General features: G+C 54.6%; 19 protein-coding genes. 7 read left to right on the forward strand and 12 right to left on the reverse strand.

Annotation, left to right across the window (positions count from 1 at the left end; all coding sequences use genetic code 11):
• Window positions 1-8: 8 nt before the first annotated feature.
• Window positions 9-308, reverse strand: a complete 300-nt coding sequence (locus QZN75_RS09390) for a chorismate mutase (protein WP_292427843.1) — start codon at window positions 306-308, stop codon at window positions 9-11.
• A 106-nt stretch (window positions 309-414) separates the two neighbouring features.
• On the opposite strand from QZN75_RS09390, the gene QZN75_RS09395 reads away from it, so the two are divergent.
• On the forward strand, window positions 415-1,077 hold the full coding sequence (locus tag QZN75_RS09395; protein ID WP_292427845.1) for a peptidase M50: 663 nt from the start codon (window positions 415-417) through the stop codon (window positions 1,075-1,077).
• Between the two features lie 76 nt (window positions 1,078-1,153).
• Here QZN75_RS09395 and QZN75_RS09400 read toward each other — a convergent pair whose 3' ends face one another.
• The 6 genes from QZN75_RS09400 to QZN75_RS09425 form a co-directional block, all read right to left on the reverse strand.
• The gene (locus QZN75_RS09400; RefSeq protein WP_292427849.1) at window positions 1,154-1,759 is read right to left on the reverse strand and encodes a flavodoxin family protein; all 606 of its coding nucleotides are present in this window, start codon (window positions 1,757-1,759) and stop codon (window positions 1,154-1,156) included.
• On the reverse strand, window positions 1,756-2,382 hold the full coding sequence (locus QZN75_RS09405; protein ID WP_292427851.1) for a flavodoxin family protein: 627 nt from the start codon (window positions 2,380-2,382) through the stop codon (window positions 1,756-1,758). Before QZN75_RS09405 ends, QZN75_RS09400 begins: the two co-directional genes overlap by 4 nt.
• A 402-nt stretch (window positions 2,383-2,784) precedes the next feature.
• The gene (locus QZN75_RS09410) at window positions 2,785-3,429 is read right to left on the reverse strand and encodes a peroxiredoxin (protein WP_292427854.1); all 645 of its coding nucleotides are present in this window, start codon (window positions 3,427-3,429) and stop codon (window positions 2,785-2,787) included.
• A gap of 14 nt (window positions 3,430-3,443) precedes the next feature.
• The gene (locus QZN75_RS09415) at window positions 3,444-3,836 is read right to left on the reverse strand and encodes a carboxymuconolactone decarboxylase family protein (RefSeq protein ID WP_292427857.1); all 393 of its coding nucleotides are present in this window, start codon (window positions 3,834-3,836) and stop codon (window positions 3,444-3,446) included.
• A 2-nt stretch (window positions 3,837-3,838) separates the two neighbouring features.
• Complete coding sequence (locus QZN75_RS09420; protein ID WP_292427860.1) at window positions 3,839-3,967, reverse strand: desulfoferrodoxin FeS4 iron-binding domain-containing protein; 129 nt, start codon at window positions 3,965-3,967, stop codon at window positions 3,839-3,841.
• Between the two features lie 132 nt (window positions 3,968-4,099).
• On the reverse strand, window positions 4,100-4,339 hold the full coding sequence (locus tag QZN75_RS09425) for a hypothetical protein (protein ID WP_292427864.1): 240 nt from the start codon (window positions 4,337-4,339) through the stop codon (window positions 4,100-4,102).
• A gap of 131 nt (window positions 4,340-4,470) precedes the next feature.
• On the opposite strand from QZN75_RS09425, the gene QZN75_RS09430 reads away from it, so the two are divergent.
• Window positions 4,471-5,085 carry a flavodoxin family protein gene (locus QZN75_RS09430; RefSeq protein WP_292427868.1) on the forward strand — a complete coding sequence of 205 codons (615 nt, stop codon included), beginning with the start codon at window positions 4,471-4,473 and terminating at the stop codon, window positions 5,083-5,085.
• Window positions 5,086-5,185: 100 nt separating this feature from the next.
• Here QZN75_RS09430 and radC read toward each other — a convergent pair whose 3' ends face one another.
• Entirely contained in the window at window positions 5,186-5,848 is a 663-nt protein-coding gene (gene radC, locus QZN75_RS09435; protein WP_292427871.1) for a DNA repair protein RadC, read from the reverse strand.
• A 186-nt stretch (window positions 5,849-6,034) separates the two neighbouring features.
• Here radC and QZN75_RS09440 point away from each other — a divergent pair, with 186 nt between their 5' ends.
• Window positions 6,035-6,538, forward strand: coding sequence for a rubrerythrin family protein (locus QZN75_RS09440; RefSeq protein WP_292427873.1), 504 nt, complete (start codon window positions 6,035-6,037; stop codon window positions 6,536-6,538).
• An 84-nt stretch (window positions 6,539-6,622) separates the two neighbouring features.
• Here the strand turns inward: QZN75_RS09440 and QZN75_RS09445 are convergent, their stop codons facing one another.
• Window positions 6,623-7,921, reverse strand: a complete 1,299-nt coding sequence (locus QZN75_RS09445) for a LamG domain-containing protein (RefSeq protein WP_292427876.1) — start codon at window positions 7,919-7,921, stop codon at window positions 6,623-6,625.
• Between the two features lie 117 nt (window positions 7,922-8,038).
• On the opposite strand from QZN75_RS09445, the gene QZN75_RS09450 reads away from it, so the two are divergent.
• Window positions 8,039-9,190 carry a Uxx-star family glutaredoxin-like (seleno)protein gene (locus QZN75_RS09450; protein ID WP_292427879.1) on the forward strand — a complete coding sequence of 384 codons (1,152 nt, stop codon included), beginning with the start codon at window positions 8,039-8,041 and terminating at the stop codon, window positions 9,188-9,190.
• Between the two features lie 758 nt (window positions 9,191-9,948).
• Here QZN75_RS09450 and tfrB read toward each other — a convergent pair.
• Both tfrB and tfrA read right to left on the reverse strand, forming a co-directional pair.
• Window positions 9,949-11,412: a fumarate reductase (CoM/CoB) subunit TfrB gene (gene tfrB, locus QZN75_RS09455; RefSeq protein ID WP_292427881.1), complete on the reverse strand. Its 1,464-nt coding sequence runs from the start codon at window positions 11,410-11,412 to the stop codon at window positions 9,949-9,951.
• Window positions 11,409-13,037: a fumarate reductase (CoM/CoB) subunit TfrA gene (gene tfrA / locus QZN75_RS09460; RefSeq protein WP_292427884.1), complete on the reverse strand. Its 1,629-nt coding sequence runs from the start codon at window positions 13,035-13,037 to the stop codon at window positions 11,409-11,411. The genes tfrB and tfrA overlap by 4 nt, the downstream gene beginning before the upstream one ends.
• Before the next feature lie 60 nt (window positions 13,038-13,097).
• Here tfrA and QZN75_RS09465 point away from each other — a divergent pair, with 60 nt between their 5' ends.
• Window positions 13,098-14,495, forward strand: a complete 1,398-nt coding sequence (locus tag QZN75_RS09465) for an aspartate kinase (RefSeq protein ID WP_292427886.1) — start codon at window positions 13,098-13,100, stop codon at window positions 14,493-14,495.
• Window positions 14,492-15,484 carry a phosphoribosylformylglycinamidine cyclo-ligase gene (gene purM, locus QZN75_RS09470; RefSeq protein ID WP_292427888.1) on the forward strand — a complete coding sequence of 331 codons (993 nt, stop codon included), beginning with the start codon at window positions 14,492-14,494 and terminating at the stop codon, window positions 15,482-15,484. Before QZN75_RS09465 ends, purM begins: the two co-directional genes overlap by 4 nt.
• Before the next feature lie 138 nt (window positions 15,485-15,622).
• On the opposite strand, the gene QZN75_RS09475 is transcribed toward purM, so the two are convergent.
• Window positions 15,623-16,216 carry a class I SAM-dependent methyltransferase gene (locus tag QZN75_RS09475; RefSeq protein WP_292427892.1) on the reverse strand — a complete coding sequence of 198 codons (594 nt, stop codon included), beginning with the start codon at window positions 16,214-16,216 and terminating at the stop codon, window positions 15,623-15,625.
• Window positions 16,217-16,532: 316 nt separating this feature from the next.
• Here QZN75_RS09475 and QZN75_RS09480 point away from each other — a divergent pair.
• Window positions 16,533-16,712, forward strand: a 180-nt coding sequence (locus tag QZN75_RS09480; protein ID WP_394339503.1) for an acetate uptake transporter, incomplete at its 3' end; no start/stop codon positions are given.

Here is a 16,712-nt window from a genome sequence, read left to right on the forward strand (position 1 = left end):
ATAAAAATTTATCTGACGAGTTTCCGTGGCGGGACAGATTTACCCATCGTCGCACGTTGTTCTTTCTCGTTCATCGAGATCAACGTTTCAAAGACGGTTTTTACCGGGACGGGATCGATCTTGTGTGCCTTTGCAAGTTTCATCACGTACTCCAGCACATCTGTTTTCCGCTGGTTGTCGTGGACCGGTATCCCTTCGGTCTGCTTGACCGCTGCGACTTTTTTGGCAAGGTTCTGCCGTTGTGCGATGAGGCGAATGATCTCCTCGTCGATCTGGGTAATCTCCGCACGGATCTCTTCAATCGTCATATGAAAGTACATTGCCGGAAAAAGGGATAAACGTGATGACAGCGCTGCCTGGCGTCGGACACGAAAACAGATATGAAAGAAACACCCTATCTGATCCGGTGGTTTCATGCTCGAACGAATTACCCGGCGCGAGGAAGCTGACCTCTTTGTCGCGTGGATAGCCATATCCATCTCATTTGCGATCATCTTCATCTCGCCCGGGGGGTTTCTGAACTTTGGTTCCGGCCGCATCAGTGCCGTTACTGCTCTCGTCTACTTTGGAATGTCGCTCGTTGTAGTCTTTTTCGGATTCATCCTCCACGAGATGGCGCACAAGTTTACCGCGATAAAATACGGGTACTGGGCCGAGTTCCGCAAGGACAATATGATGTTGCTTGTCGCGGTTGCCCTTGCCGCCCTTGTGGGTGTCGTGTTTGCTGCCCCTGGTGCGACGATGATCTACAACATGCGGGCCGATGGCAGGATGATCAGCCGTGAGGAGAACGGGAAGATCTCGGCAGCCGGGCCGGTAACAAACCTGATCCTCTGTATACCCTTTGCCGGGCTGCTCCTCTACGGTGGTCTATCCTCCGGTTTTGGGTTAAACTTCTTTACCCTTGTCGGTATTGTCGGACTTCAGGTCAACGCGATGATCGCGGCTTTCAACATGCTGCCTGTCAGCGTGCTTGACGGCAGGAAGGTGCTTGCGTGGAACCCGGCGATCTTTATCGTCCTGATCGTCGCCGCGTTTGGTATCCTTGTGGCATCGTTCTATCTCTTCATCTCATAATCATTATTTTCAAACTCCAAAAAAGCACCAAGGGAGAGATTTGTGCCGTAATTCCACGAGAGACGATCCCCGGTTTTTACGTATTTTTGATCTTTTCCAGATCCCGCACGGTCTGCTGCCCCTTTTCGTACGCTTCTTTTAATGCAGTCGGGTGGTTATTGATCCCGTTGTACGCATCCATGTTATTGGCGACGATATTTTCAGCATAGTCAAACCCCGTGCCGTGGAAGAAGGCGGTGATCGCCGGAAAGGCACTGTCGAACACGTGTGCCTGGTTCTGCCCGGCGGTTGAGATGAAGACCCCCTTATGTTGCTTGATGTGGTCTTCGGAAAAGTCCAGTGTTTTAAGGATAAATTTCCGAGCCCAGAGATACTGCGCCCGGTCGATGAACCCTTTGAGCTGGGCAGTAATACCCATACTGTAGATGGGAGATGCAACCGCGACGCAGTCCGCGGCAAGGATCCGGTCGTACAGGCCCGGAGCATCGTCTTTTACGACGCATTCACCGGTCTTGTGGCAGGCGTTACATCCCCGACAGGGTGAGTAATTGATATCCCTGAGCACCACTTTTTCCACCGTGGCCCCCGCCGCTCTCGCGCCGTCAAGGAAACTGTCGAGGAGCGTCTCGGTGTTCCCGTGCCGGCGCGGGCTCCCGGATATCCCAAGGACAGTGACGGTCATTTTCCGGCTCCTGCACTCAGCCGGGCTTTGAGTTCGGTAATGACCGCTTTCCCGAGGGCTTCCGCATCTTTTCGGGCCGTCGGGTGGCGTTCGATTGCGCCTTTCTCGTCAACGCCGTTTATCATCAGGTACCGGATGTCGGCATCCTTTATGTCGATCACGTGGTAAAAGCACTTGACCGAGGGCACCGCCGCGTCAAAGACATGCAGCCATTTCTGCCCGGCAGTCGCTAGGAACACGCCCATGCGTTTCCCTATCCGCTCCGGGGGGACGACCGGCAGTTTGAGAACATATTTCCGGGACCGGAAGACCTGTGCACGGTCCACAAGGGCTTTTACCTGCGAGGCAAGGCCCATACAAAAGATGGGAGATGAGAGGACGATGCAGTCCGCTTCAACGATCTTATCGTGATATGTGTCCATCCCGTCGCGCTGGATGCACTTGTTGAGCTTCTCGCATGCGTTGCACCCCCGGCAGGGGTTGATGTTTGCCTCGGTGAGCGGGACCTTCTCGACCGTGACGTCCGGTTCTTCTGCCATGGACGCGAGCACCCAGTCAAGCAGGGTCTCCGAATTGCCGTGCCGGCGCGGGCTCCCGGCAAACGCGAGGACTTTTACGGGCATAGATGATGCTTGGATATGGTGGCTGAAAAATCATTGGATGCGGTAGCGGGTACGGCTCCCCGGTCCGGTCTCGTTTCCCGGAATCTCGCAGTATATATACGGAAATAGCGCATCGACAAAAATAAAAAAATTGCTTTGTAGAATCCCTATTTCATAAAATATAATCGCCCCCCCCTGCGCCAGCCCTGCCCCCGTTCGAGGGCGCATGGCGCATGTGATGCCTCGGTATTACCTGTAAAAATCTCTACACTATTGTATGCAGGTAATACGGCACTATCGCAACCGGGGGATGCCCCGGCGGCGGGGGCGGAGGCTTGCCGGAGCCCCCAAGAGCGTCATAATGAAGAAGTAAATGCCTATTCCAGAGAAAAAAATCAAAAACCTGGGGTTATCCCGGCCCGCTCATACGCTCTTGTAGCACAGGTACCAGTCTTTACACTCGTATCCTTCGCTTAAGCGCTTGTCCATCTCGGCTGCGGTCTTTGGCGGCGCCACGACCACCTTGTCGCCCGGCTGCCAGTTCGCAGGTGTCGACACCTTGTACTTGTCGGTCGTCTGGAGCGCTGTTACCAGCCGGATGATCTCGGGCATAAACCGTCCGTTCTGCAGCGGGTAGTAGATCATCGCCCGCATGATACCTTTGTCATCGATGAAGAACACGCACCTGACTGCCGCAGTCGAGCTCTGCGCCGGGTGGATCATGCCGAACTTCTTTGCCACTTTCATGTTCAGGTCGGCAATGACCGGGAACGGGATAGTGACACCCATCTTCTCCTTGATGTTGCGCACCCAGGCAAGGTGTGCCGATACGCTGTCAACGGAAAGTCCGATGAGCTTCACATTGAGTGCTGCGAGCTCATCGTGAATCGCGGCAAACGCCATGAATTCCGTTGTACAGACCGGGGTGAAATCGGCGGGGTGCGAAAACAATACCACCCATTTCCCCTTCAGGTCCGAAAGTTTGATCGGACCCTGTGTGGTCTCCGCTTCGAAGTCCGGCGCAGGCTCTCCCAGCACCGGAAAACCAGTATCTGCTTCTTCAGTCATACCAGCAGCCAGGGTTATTTCTTCATGACTTCATCAAGCTGGGCCTTGCCGTAGACATAGGCCGGCATGCCCGACAGGAGGAACGCGACCCGGAGCGCCTCTTCCACCTCGGCTTTTGTGACACCGAGATTTGCCGCCCCTATCAGTTGGGCATGGACTGCGTGCTGGTCGCGGAGTGCCGCTGCAATCGCGATTGCGATCAGTTTCTTGGTCTTTCTTGTGAGCTTACCATCATCCCAGATGTGATCTTCCAGTTTGATAACGAGATTATACATCTCGGGGTCATTGACGGTCAGCTCCTTGAAGAACTTTGGGACTTTCCCGATCTTCTTTCCAAGGTTTTTGAGCTCTTTTTGGGTTTTGCTCTTTACCACAGGTTTCTTTGTAACAGGCCTCTTTACAACCATACTCACTCACTTTCCAGTTTCATTGGTTCCCCGCAGCAGATCAGTTCTCCGCCGCCGGCTTCTTTCACGATCACAACATTCCCGCAGATCTCGCATTTGAAGACCTGCCCCTCTGCGGATACATTCACCATACTGAAATTCGTCCTCCGTTATACGGGTTGATCCACCTGCCTATACCATTTCGCAAACAGGCCCCCGAAAACCCCCTTTGCAGGCTTTCGGGCATTCACAACTGGCAGTACCGTTGCCGGAAAAATAAGAAATTACTGGAAACTCTTTCCGCGTCTGGGCGGGTTCTTTGCATCTTCAGGAGTCTTGATGTCCGGACGGATATGGGTCATCGGGAAACACTGGTACTCCTCGCAGGAGCAGGCCGGGCATTTACGGAGATCCTGCTCGCTCTTGTCGAGGGTAAACTCCTTGCCGCAGTCGATACACACGTATTTTCCCGGCCCGACCTTCTGGCCTGCCGTATACGTCTTTTGTTCGGTCAGATTTATCACCAGACTTCACTTCTATGTCAATAATATATATCAGTTGTGTTTGTACGAACAGCGTCTGTTCCGTCAGCGGACGTTTACGTTGTCCTTTTTCGTATGCAAAACTATATTGCGTTTTTTTCCCCAATGCTGGTATGGTTAGAAAGATCATCGGGCTCTTGGGCAGTCCCCTCCCGGAAGGCAACACTGCACAACTGCTGGCACGGGCGATGAAGGGAGCAGAGGACGCCGGCTGCGCAGTGGAACTCATCCCGGTGACCCACCTGGATTTTCAGTCCTGTCAGGAGATGTTCTTCTGCCGGGATCACGAGACCTGCATCCTTGACGACGACATGCAGCAGATCTTCCCGAAATTTGCGGACATGGACAGCCTGATCCTTGCCACCCCGGTGATGACGATGGGAATTCCCGGCACCCTCAAATCGTTCATGGACCGGTTCCAGGTTTTTTTTATGGCCAAGTACCACCGGAAACAGCCTCTGGTTTCGCCGGATAAGATGACGGGGCGGAACGGTCTTTTTATCTCCATCTCCGGCATGGATATACCGGAAGTGTTTGTCGGGGCAAAACTGACAGTGAGGGCATTCTTTGACATCATTGACTGCAAGTACCGGGACGAGCTCTTAATTAACGGCATGGACCGGATCAAGGATATCAGGACACGACCGGATCTTCTCGATGCGGCGTACAAAAAAGGATTTGCACTTGGAACGTCGCTTGCTGTATCCGGGTCGTGCCCGGAGAAATGATGAATTGACGCCGGTGTTCGTCCGCTCCATCCCGTAAAGGAGACCCGGCAGTCCAAAAAAAAATCCAAATCCCCGGGCCATCGGTCTCCGGGCTCGTCGATCACACAAGCCCTTTCTCTTTCATGCTGGAAAATCCGGTCTTTGTGATGATGATATGGTCGAGCAGCTGGATCCCCAGCAGGATCCCTGCCTCCTGCAGCTGCCGGGTAACCGCGATGTCCTGTGGGCTTGCCTCAAGCGATCCTGACGGGTGGTTGTGCACGCAGATAACCGAGGCCGCCCGGTCGGCGATCGCCCCGGCAAATACCTCGCGGGGATGGACAAGGCTGTGGTTGAGAATTCCTATCGTGACCACACGGCTGCTGATCACTTCACCGGCCCCGGTAAGACTGATGCAGATGAAATACTCCTGTGGTTTTTCCCGGTAGGTGCTGACCAGCGGCAGGATATCATCCGGCTTTTTGATCGTTACGGCGCCGGTCGGTTCGTACCTGCGGCGCCCGAGTTCAAGGCAGGCCATGATCTGGGCGGCTTTTGTCGGCCCGACACCCCCGATGGCCAGCACGTCTTCATACCGGATCTCCCGGGAATGATCGCTCGTCATCACTGCAATATCCCTGGCGATCATCCGGACATCCCGGTTTATCACGCCTCTTCCGAGGATAGCCTCGATGAGTTCGGTGTCGGTGAGTGCAGCCACGCCTTTTATTGCGATTTTTTCCCGCGGGCGGTCATGCGGGGGGACATCTTTCATTTTTTTCATGATACTACCCGGGGCCGGGGCAAAGATACGCGGGCCGGCACCTGTTCACGCATACGTATGCGTGGTTTTCCCGCATCTAAAACATCTTTCATATTAATTCCGGCAAATACCGGGGTCCGGATGAGTTTGTGTACTGTTATACCCCATGAAGAATCTATAAGTAACACTCTGACTATACCTTCCCACATGACAACCCAGGAGAATGCAATGGACGCATTTGCCGGCGAATCGCAGGCAAACCGGAAGTATCTGGCGTTTTCCGAAAAAGCTGCAGCCGAGGGGTTCAAAAATATTGCAACTCTTTACAAGGCTGCATCTGATGCGGAGGCCATCCACGCCAAGAAACTCTTAAAAGTGCTCGGGGCAATCAACGCAACCGAGAAGAACCTTGAAGGAAGTATCGAAGGCGAGACCCATGAGTATACCTCAATGTATCCCGCTTTTATCAAGGATGCTGAATCCGAAAAGAAGAGCGATGCGGTGCTTGCGTTTACCCACGCGATGAAAGCAGAGGAAGTGCATGCAGGCCTGTACAAAAAAGCACTCGCGGCCCTTAAAGCCGGTCACGATCTCGGCAGGGAAAAGATCTACCTCTGCCCGATCTGCGGCAATATTGAGATCAGGCAGGCCCCTGAGAAGTGCCCGATCTGCGGAGTATTTGGAAAACAGTTCCGCGAAATTACCCTTTAACACTTTTTTTCAGATACTGCTTAGTGCATCCGCAGCATCCCGCCATATGCCTCCGATCCTGAATCGTGAGATAACGTCAGAGATTTATGGTTTGCTGCGTCGCTTATGGACCCAGAATATGACCACCACAAGAGCAACCAGTGTCGCCCACGATGCGGTGTAGATCACGATGATCGGGTATTCGAGAATTGCTTTTGGCAGTGAGGATACCGGGTTGGGGCTCTTCTGTTCCGTGCAGGTGAACGTGACGCTCACACCCGCCGGGAACCGGGCCGGGCCGCCGAAGTAGTGCACGAGCACCGTGGCATTGCCCGATGCGATGGTGCCGGAGACCGGAGCGTTGTTTGTGGCCGGGAAAGCAACCGCCCGCGTGAGCCGGGTGTCCTGGTCTTTGAGTTCCACGTACCATTCGTCGGGATAGATTGTAGAATAGGCATCCATTGCACCCACGGTCAGCTGCGAGCCGGGAGGAACTGATATATGCCAGGTCCCCTCTTCGCTCTGGTTTGAGAAGGTCAGTTTCCTTGTGGCGCTCTCTCCGGCACCCAGTACGAGAGTACCCGAGATAAGAAAGGCGGGTGTTATACTGTTGGGTAGTGACAGGATGCCTGTTCCCGGGGCGGCGGTACACTGGAACCGGTCATCCATGACATCTCCGTAGGTGAGTGCCCGGTTATAGATCCTGACTTCGTCGATTCCACCGGTTAGATAATGAGGAGCGTTCTGGTCGGGCGTCTCTGCCGGCCCTGCATCAGCGCCGACCTGAACATAATTGGTATCTGTGTAGCGGATTACGCCGGTTGCATTTACCTGGTTGCGGAGAACGCCATCAAGATAGATCTTAGAGGTCAGGCCGTCATAGGTGCCGGTAACGTGGTGCCATTGCCCGGGGACAATACTTTCGTGTGGGATAACTACTGATGCATCCCCGGTATCGTCAAGACCAATCGTCCACCAGAGATCGTTTCCGTCATCGAATGCGAGCCGGTATCCCCCTTCGTTATCATACGTAGAGAGCAGTGTTTGCGGTGTCGTATGGTCCACATAAAACCAGAGAGAGACCGTGATGGCATCTGTAGGATGGTTCAGTGATGTGTACGGGATAGATACAAAACTCGCATTTCCGTCCAGTACCAACGCTTTTACACATCCGTTGTTCTCAACCCGGACTGCTCCGCCGTGGATAGTCCCGGTGTTTCCGTGCCCGGATGCGTCAAGAGCCAGAGTGCCGCTCCCCTCGTTGAAGTTGAGATAGACCACCGGACCACCAAAGGCAGGGGGTATGTCTGGTGCTGCTGCGGCGGCAGAGGTACTGAGCAGCACCACAAATACGATCCCCAAAACAATTTTCCAGCAGTGTTTGCGGCCGGCGTACATGTGCATGGTACTATCCCTGTATGAAGGGTGTATTAGGGTTCACGGGAAAAGAAATTTGCGCTTTAAGCCATCAACATGCCTCTTACATAATATTTATATCCGCCAAAAATCCTCTTCGCTTTCATGAGTATGGTCACGGTATATTCGACAAAAAACTGCCCGTACTGCCGGATGGCAAAGGCGTTTCTTGAGAAACAGGGCGTTCCCTATACCTCCATCGATGTCGGCGCAGATGATGCTGCTGCGCAGAGGATGATTGCACTCTCGGGCCAGCGCGGTGTACCCGTTATCATGGTTGACGATGAGGTCATTGTCGGGTTTGATTCCCAGCGGTTAAACGAACTGTTCGGGACACCTGCGGCAAACGAGCTGTACGATGTCATTATAGTCGGCGCCGGCCCCGCAGGACTGACTGCGGGTGTGTACTGCGCACGCAAACTCTTAAAAACCCTTATCGTGTCGGAGAATATCGGTGGTCAGGCGCTGGAGTCGTGGGCGATCGAGAACTACATGGGCTACCGGATGATCACCGGTGAAGACCTGATGAAGAGATTCGAGGAGCAGGTGCATACGCTCGATGTCCGGCTTGAACTTGTGCGGGTAAGCGGGATCTCGCAGGACGCCGGGCTTTTTGTCGTGACTACTGCGTCCGGGACCCTGCTGAAAGCAAAAAGCCTGATCCTGACGCAGGGCAAACAACCCCGGAAACTTGGCGTACAGGACGAGGAGAAATACCTTGGGCACGGGCTTTCGATCTGCTCGACCTGCGACGGTCCGCTCTACAAGGAAAAGAAGGTTGCTATAGTCGGCGGCGGCAACTCTGCGATCCAGACGGCCATCGAAATGAGCGGGATCGCCTCTTCCGTGAACCTGATCGTTCGCAGCACGATCAAGGCGGATCCGGTCTATGTCAAAAAAATGGAGGGAATAAAAAATATCATCGTGCACCAGCATTCGCAGATCACAGCGCTTGCCGGCGATCCGTTCCTCCAGCGGATTACGATAACAACAAAGGGCGGAAGTGACCAGAATCTCGATGTCGACGGGGTGTTCATCGAAGTCGGCTGGACGCCGAACACGGAGATCCTTGACGGTCTGGTGGAACTTAATGACCGGAGGGAGATCGTGGTGGATGTGGATGGCCGCACGAGCCGGCCCGGGGTCTTTGCCGCCGGCGATGTGACATCGGTTAAAAGCAAGCAGATCATTATCGCGGCCGGGGACGGGGCAAAGGCGGCATTAGAGGCGTACGAGTACGTGATGAAGCTGACCTGATCTTTTTTTACCGCTGCCCGTGTGCGGGCCTGACAGGTAGCCAGAAAATGTCCGGTCATGCTGCCTATCATTTCGAAAAAAGCCCGGTGCCTGCATCAACCGTTTTTTAAAAAAGTTCACCAGCGTTACCGGGCTTTTTCGAAAAAGACTGTATGAGCTGGTGAGTAGTTTCAAAAAGGACGGATGCCGGGTGAGGAGTTTCGAACAAATGAGCAGCCAGGAAAGATCCTTTCCTGTTGCACAAGTCCCCCATTACGCCAGCCCTGCCCCCAAAGGGGGCGTGTGCGATGCCGTTGGGTATTATCTGTGGCGGGACCTATCTGAATATTGGTAATAAACCCTCATCGCAGCCGGGGGATGCCTCCACGGCGGGGGAGGCAGCCACCAAGAACATTTCATCGCCTCCCGTATCACCATCGATCCCACCCATCTTCATCAATTTTTCCGACGTAAAATTGAAAAACGCTTATAGCGGCCTCCGGGAGGCCGATCTCCCTATCAGATAACCAAATGTTCGATCCCAAAAACCCAGCCAACAGAAGCCCGCTATTATGCAGGTTTAAATCGCCCTTAAATCGAGGCATTTTTAAAAATAAACGATTAAATCAGGATTTTCTAAGGGCGTGGACATCGGTTCCTGTGGAGATGGGATCCGGGGTCCGGAAACAAGAGATTGGAGACCAGATTGGGCCCGGATTTTGAGGGAGGAAGGTAGGATTGTGGGGGGTGGTTTAGACTCCGGTTACTGAATAACACTTTCACTCGTTCTTCTTTTTTGCCTGCCGGTCTTTCTCCCGGTACCCCTCTAAAAGCACGGTTGTTATATTTTTTACCGGTTTGTCCGTGTGGCTTGCGATATGAAACTCGCAGAACGGGCAGGACGAGATCACGATATCGGCCCCGGTCTTTTTGATCTCCTCTCCCCGGCGCTTTCCAAGAGCTGCCGCCTCTTCGGGCACGCCCGACTTCACGCCACCGCCCGACCCGCAGCAGATGGACGGCATCTCGACAAGATCGACCACCTGCCGGATCAGCTGGCGTGGCTCGTCTCTGACATCCTGTCCCCGCATCAGGTGACAGGGATCATGGTACGTGGCCTTTATTGGCAAGCGTGCCGGGGGTTCAATGCCGTACATGGTAAGCATTTGGTTGATGTCCAATACCTTAAACGGCGTCATGTAATCGTTCTTGAGTGTCGAACCACAGCCGGCGCACATCGTCATCACGGTATCGATGCCCCGGGACTGGAACGCATCGATGTTAGAGCGCTTGAGCGTGTCGATAAACGCCAGCTGGCCGGTCCGGATAAGCGGGGACCCGCAACAGACCTGATCTTTTGGTATGATCACCCGAATCCCGTTGCGCCGAAGAACTTCTATGGCGTCAAGCGCGGTTTTCGGGAGCCGCATGTTGTACATACAGCCGACAAAGAATCCCACGGTTGCTTTCACCGGCCCGTTCGGCTCGATCCTTTCACCGACCTGCTCCATGAATGTGGGTTCAGTGCGGGTGACACTGCGGCCGGTCTCTTTTATGAGCGCTGCAACTTCCCTGTGCCGGGGAAGTGTGAACCCGCGCTGGTTTGCGAGAGCCCGGAGTTTTTCGATTGCTTTTCCCGGGATTTTGATCTTTTTCGGGCAGGCTTTGAAACACGCCTGGCAGCTCGTGCAGGTAAACAGGCCGTCCCGGATCGCGTCCGGCACCCGGTCACCGGTGTCACGCGGGTCAAGGGCAAGCCGCATCTCCTGCCTCATTGCGGTAGGCCCGAGGAACGGTGTCACATCCATCGCCGGGCAGATCGAGACGCAGGCAAGGCACTCGATGCAGTCCCGCAACGGTTTGATCGCGTCGATCTCCTCTTTTGTCGGCAGTTTACAGTCCACTCTTGGTTTCAGCGATGCTATCAGTTCGATCTTCGGGAGGAGATCCACGACAAGGTCCTGTTTGACCGGCAGGTTTAAGGGGGCAATCGTGATGCCGTCTGTTGCTTCTTCCATGCAGGCAAGCACTGGTTCGCCGTTCACCCGTACGGCGCAGCTCCCGCACTGCCCGGAACCGCAGCAGTACCGGTACGCGAGCGTGGGATCGAGAGTATCGTGGATCGTGTGCAGGACATGGAGGACCCGGGCACCGTCGTTTACGCTGACCGCGTAGGTTTCAAACCGGGGCGATGGATCTTTTTTCGGGTCGAACCGCTGGACCTTCACATGCAATTCCTTCATGCGACCGCTCCGTGTTTTACGATCCCCATACGGTTCCTTGAGATGTACGTGTGACCATAGGGCGAATGCGCCGCGTCATAATCCTGCGGGATATCGACCCGCATGTGGGCGCCCCGTGACTCGGGCCGGATCAGCGCCGAACGGCAGATCAGGGCTGCGGTCAGGCACATGTTTTCGACAATGCAGCAGTCCGCGAGGTTTTTCGTTGATACCGCCTTAATCGGGGCCTGCATGAGCCGGCTTGCCACGGCAAGCGCATTTTTGAGCCCGGCCTCGTCCCGGAAGATCCCGGCACCCCTCCACATCGCCAGCTGGAGTTCGGTTCGCACTACCGCCGGGTTTTCTGTTCCCGCAAGGAACCGGTCGAGCCGCTCTTCCTGTTTTGCGATCTGGGCCGGGTCGATCTTCTTTACCCTTTTCTCCGCCCGGGCTGCAAATTCCCCGGCACGTTTCCCGAAGACCTGTGTATCTGCAAGAGCGTTTCCGCCAAGACGGTTCGCCCCCTGCACGCCACCAGCGGATTCTCCGCAGGCAAAGAGACCCGGCAGCGTGGTTTTACCTTCGGGAGTGATCTTCAGGCCTCCCATGATGTGGTGGGCAGTCGGGGCGACCTCCATGGGCTCGGTCCGGATGTCCACGCCGTACTTGAGGAACTGTTCGAGCATCACCGGCAGCTTGGTCTCGATCTGCTCTTTTGGCAGGTGCGTGACGTCAAGGTAAACCCCGCCACGCGGCGTGCCCCGGCCGGCAGCGATCTCGGTGGCAATTGCACGGGAAACCACGTCCCGGGTCGAGAGTTCCATGCGGTCGGGATCGTATTTTTTCATGAACCGCTCGCCGAGCCGGTTTTTCAGGATGCCCCCTTCGCCCCGGACGGCTTCCGTGATGAGCCGGCCCCGTGCATCGTACGGGTACACCGCGCCGGTCGGGTGGAACTGGACCATTTCCATATCGATGAGTTCCGCACCAGCCCGGTACCCCATCGCAAAGCCGTCGCCCGTCCCGCTCGATGAGTTGGTCGAGACATCGTAGACCCGTGACCCGCCGCCGGTCGCAAGGACCGTGCTGTCGGCTTTCAGGACAACGATCGATCCGTTTTCATCGAGTGCGATGGCGCCCGTGACCCGGTCTCCGTCTTTGAGCAGGTCGATCACGGTCACTTCCTGGAGTTTTGTCACATCCGCTGCATCGAGCTGCTCGACAAGCGTCATCATCATCTCGTGGCCGGTCCGGTCTCCCGCGTAGCAGGTCCGGGGGAACCGCTGGCCGCCGAACGGGCGCTGGGCGATCTCGTTTTCTTTCGTGAAGTCAAAGACCGCCCCCCACCGGATCAGGTCGTCCATGCGCAGCGGGGATTCTTGCACGAGAATCTTCACGAGATCCGGGTCGTTGAGGAATGCTCCCCCTTTAAGCGTGTCCTCGTAGTGGATCTCGCAGGAATCCTCTTTTTTCAGCACCGCGTTGTAGCCCCCCTCGGCCATCGTGGTGCAACCGCCTTTTCCTGCGATGGTTTTTGTGACAAGAACCGTGTCGCCATGCCCGGCAGCCTCGATTACCGCCCGCACTCCCGCCCCGCCGCTGCCGATCACCAGCACATGGCAGTCCACCACGTCCTCTGCATGCATATTATAATTCTGTGCGTCGTATGGTTACATAAATAAATGGTACAGCCGGTGTGAACCAAAATGAAATTGCTGATGAAATTTGGCGGGACTTCCGTTGCCGATGCGCAGTGTATCAAACGCGTTGTTGACATCCTCGAAAAACACCATAAGGCCGGCGACGAAGTCGCGGTCGTGGTCTCTGCGCAGCGCGGTGTGACCGATCAGCTCATCGCTCTTGCAGAAAAACTCCCCACTGCACAGAACTGCTCGGAGGTTGCTCCGCTGATTACTGCGCTCCGACAGCGTCACATGACCACACTTGAAGGGGCTGCACCGGATTATGTTAAAGAAGTCGGGGCTGTCATTGAAAAGCGGCTCGCGAGTCTCCAGCACATTCTTTCTGCCATCCACAACCTGCGGGAGCTCACGCCCCGGTCAAAGGACTACGTCATCTCCTTTGGCGAACGGCTGCTTGCCCCGATTGTCGGTGCAGCTCTCCGCCAGCGCGGTATCCCGTCGACCGTGTTTGACGGCTGCGAGGCCGGCATTCTCACCACCCCCCAGCACGGTGAGGCAACTGCCCTCTGTGAGAGCGATGAACGGATTAAAAAGAAGATCGAACCTCTCTTAAAAAAAGAGATCCCGGTCATCATGGGGTTCATGGGCTGCACCGAGAGCGGGATCATTACGACACTCGGGCGGAGCGGATCGGATTACTCCGCGTCCATTGTCGGGGCCGGGATCGATGCAGATGAAATCTGGATCTGGACGGATGTCGACGGCATCATGACATCCGACCCGAGAGTGATAAACGACGCCCGGGTCTTAAAGAGCGTCTCGTACATTGAAGTCATGGAGCTCTCGTACTTCGGCGCAAAGGTCATGCACCCGCGTTCGATTGACCCGGCGATGAGAAAGAACATCCTCGTCCGGGTAAAAAACACCTTCAATCCCGATGCTCCTGGCACCATGATTGTCCGGAACGGCTACCGGGACAGCCGGGTAGTAAAAGCGCTCACGTACATCGATAAGGTCGCCTCAATCAACATCAACGGCGCCCAGATGATCGGACGGCCGGGCGTGGCAAAGATGATCTTTTCCGCACTTGCCGACAAGGAAGTGAACGTGATGATGATCACCCAGGGTTCAAGTGAAGCAAACATCTCGCTTATTGTTGACGAGTCTCATCTCCAGACAGCAGTGGATGCACTGGCATTTCTTGTAAAAGATGGTATTGTACGGGAAGTGACGCACAACAAGGATGTCTGTGCCGTTGCCGTGGTCGGGGCCGGTATGGCCGGTGCCGCAGGATCAGGCGGGCGGATTTTTTCCGCGCTTGGCCATGCCGGCGTGAACGTTATGATGATCTCGCAGGGCTCAAGCGAGGCAAGCATATCGTTTGTGGTCCGGCAGGAAGACGGCCCGCGTGCGGTCCGGGTGCTGCACGATGAGTTCCATCTCTCGGAGGAATCTGAATGACAGAGAATGCATACCGCGATGCGGGTGTCGATATCGATCTTGAAGCGACCGCGATAAAAGCGCTGATAAACAACCTGAGTTTCAAACGGAAAGGCAGCTACACGATGCTTGGGAACGTCGGCCACTTTGCCGGCCTGATCGATTTCGGCCCAAAAGTCCTTGCGCTGACGACCGATGGTGTAGGTACGAAGATGCTTGTCGCAGACAGGATGCAGGACTGGAGTACGGTCGGGATCGACTGCATCGCGATGAACGTGAACGACCTCTACGTGATGCACGTGGAGCCGATCGCGTTTGTGGATTACATCGCGACCGACCGGCTCTCGGTCGAGAAGATGGCGCAGATCGGCCTTGGACTCAACGAGGGGGCCCGGCTGGCCAACATCGATATCGTGGGCGGGGAGACTGCGTCGCTCAAGGGACTCGTGAACGGCCTCGATCTTGCCGGCACCTGCATGGGGATCCAGGCAAAGGACCGGATCGTGACCGGCGACAAGATCAAGCCCGGCGACAAGATCATCGGTGTCCCGTCAACCGGCGTCCACAGCAACGGGCTCTCGCTAGCCCGGAGCATCGTGGAGAAATACGCGGACTACGATCAGAAACTTTCGAGTGGTAAGACGCTCGGACGCGAACTCCTCACGCCAACCCGGATCTACCACGAGAGCCTGCATGTCGCCGACACCTGCACGGTGCACGGTATGTGCCACATAACGGGCGGGGGACTCTTAAACTTCCTGCGACTCAGCAAGTTCGGGTTCCGTTTCGACAACCCGCTGACTCCCCCGGAAATCTTCCGGTGGATACAGGAGACCGGGAAGATCTCGCCAATCGAGATGTACCGGACGTTCAACATGGGCATGGGGTATGCCTATGTCGTCCCGCCCGAATCTGTTGACGCGGTGACAAAACTCGTGGAAGGCGCCCGGGTGGTCGGGGAAATTATCGGGAAACCCGGCGCGTGGCTCGGAAACGTGCAGGTTACCTGAGCCGGGACTTTTTCCCACGGTGATTCTTTTAAAGAAACTCAAAGTAAAATGCTCTAAATTTTGTATTTTTGTGTTAACGTCTGAAAGAGCGCATATCAACAGTACTTTTTTTAAAATCCTGAGGAATTCATTTTTTCGTTAATGTCGAATACCGGAGGTTACAAGGATATGTCCCAAAAATAGCCGTCTCTGTGCTTGGACTTCCAATCCTGCCTGTTCAAACATATTTCGTACCTCATTCTGATTGCGAAGTTGGCCGTGACCGCGATGAACAAATCTTAAAACGAATGGGAGAGGTGCTATATCAGCGAGAAAGAATTGACCCCCGGGACGTAAGACACGCCTTATCTCACGTATACCCTGTAACTGGTCTGACCAGTGATGAAAAGAAGTAGTACTGAAAACGAGATCTACAGAGATGTCAGGGAGCGGGATTGATTCGGCTGGGCTCACCATAAATGTTGAATCCGGCATCATTTGCCGGGCTTTTTTCACCATGCCTTCAGCCGGATCAATACCAATCAGCTGTGCATGAGGCCAGCGTTCTCGGATTTTTCGTAATAGTCTACCGGTTCCGCATCCGACATCCAACAGGTCTACGGGAGCAGATACCCCATTAACTAAATTAAGGACTCCTTTATGGATCCGATCGAAATACAGGTATTGTAACCGTGAATCCTCATAAGTGCCTGACCAGATATTAAATTTCTTAACATCCTCGTTGACGTTCATATACCCTGACCTCACGCAAGTTGTCCGTAATCGATTCCTCTACCCGGAATTTAATTTCCCATTATATATACTTTGGAGAAACCCCCCACCCCCTTCAAACGGAAAATGAGATCAGAATGCAAAATGTTAAAGTTACCGTCATTGAGATCAATGAGCTGATTAATCTGGTCCCGATAGTAAAAAAATCCTGTCCGGTATCGAAGAAAATCTGGGCACATGATGGATGTGAGCAACGGCAATTGTGCACCAGGTTATTCAGTTTTGAGTGGAAATTATGTTGAACAATGAAGAGACAAACAAGAACAATCTTTTCCTCATGGATAATACCGCAAACCCGGCACCGCTTGGGCTCTGCGCATTTGGAACGACTACCATTCTTCTGAGCCTCTGTAATCTCGGGATAATCGCTCTGAGCAGTCCGGTCATTGCAATGGCAATTTTTTATGGCGGAATAGCCCAGATCATTGCCGGGCTCATGGAATGGAAGAAGAACAAT

Origin of the sequence: Methanoregula sp. (genome assembly GCF_003170075.1) — an archaeon.
Classification (GTDB): domain Archaea; phylum Halobacteriota; class Methanomicrobia; order Methanomicrobiales; family Methanospirillaceae; genus Methanoregula.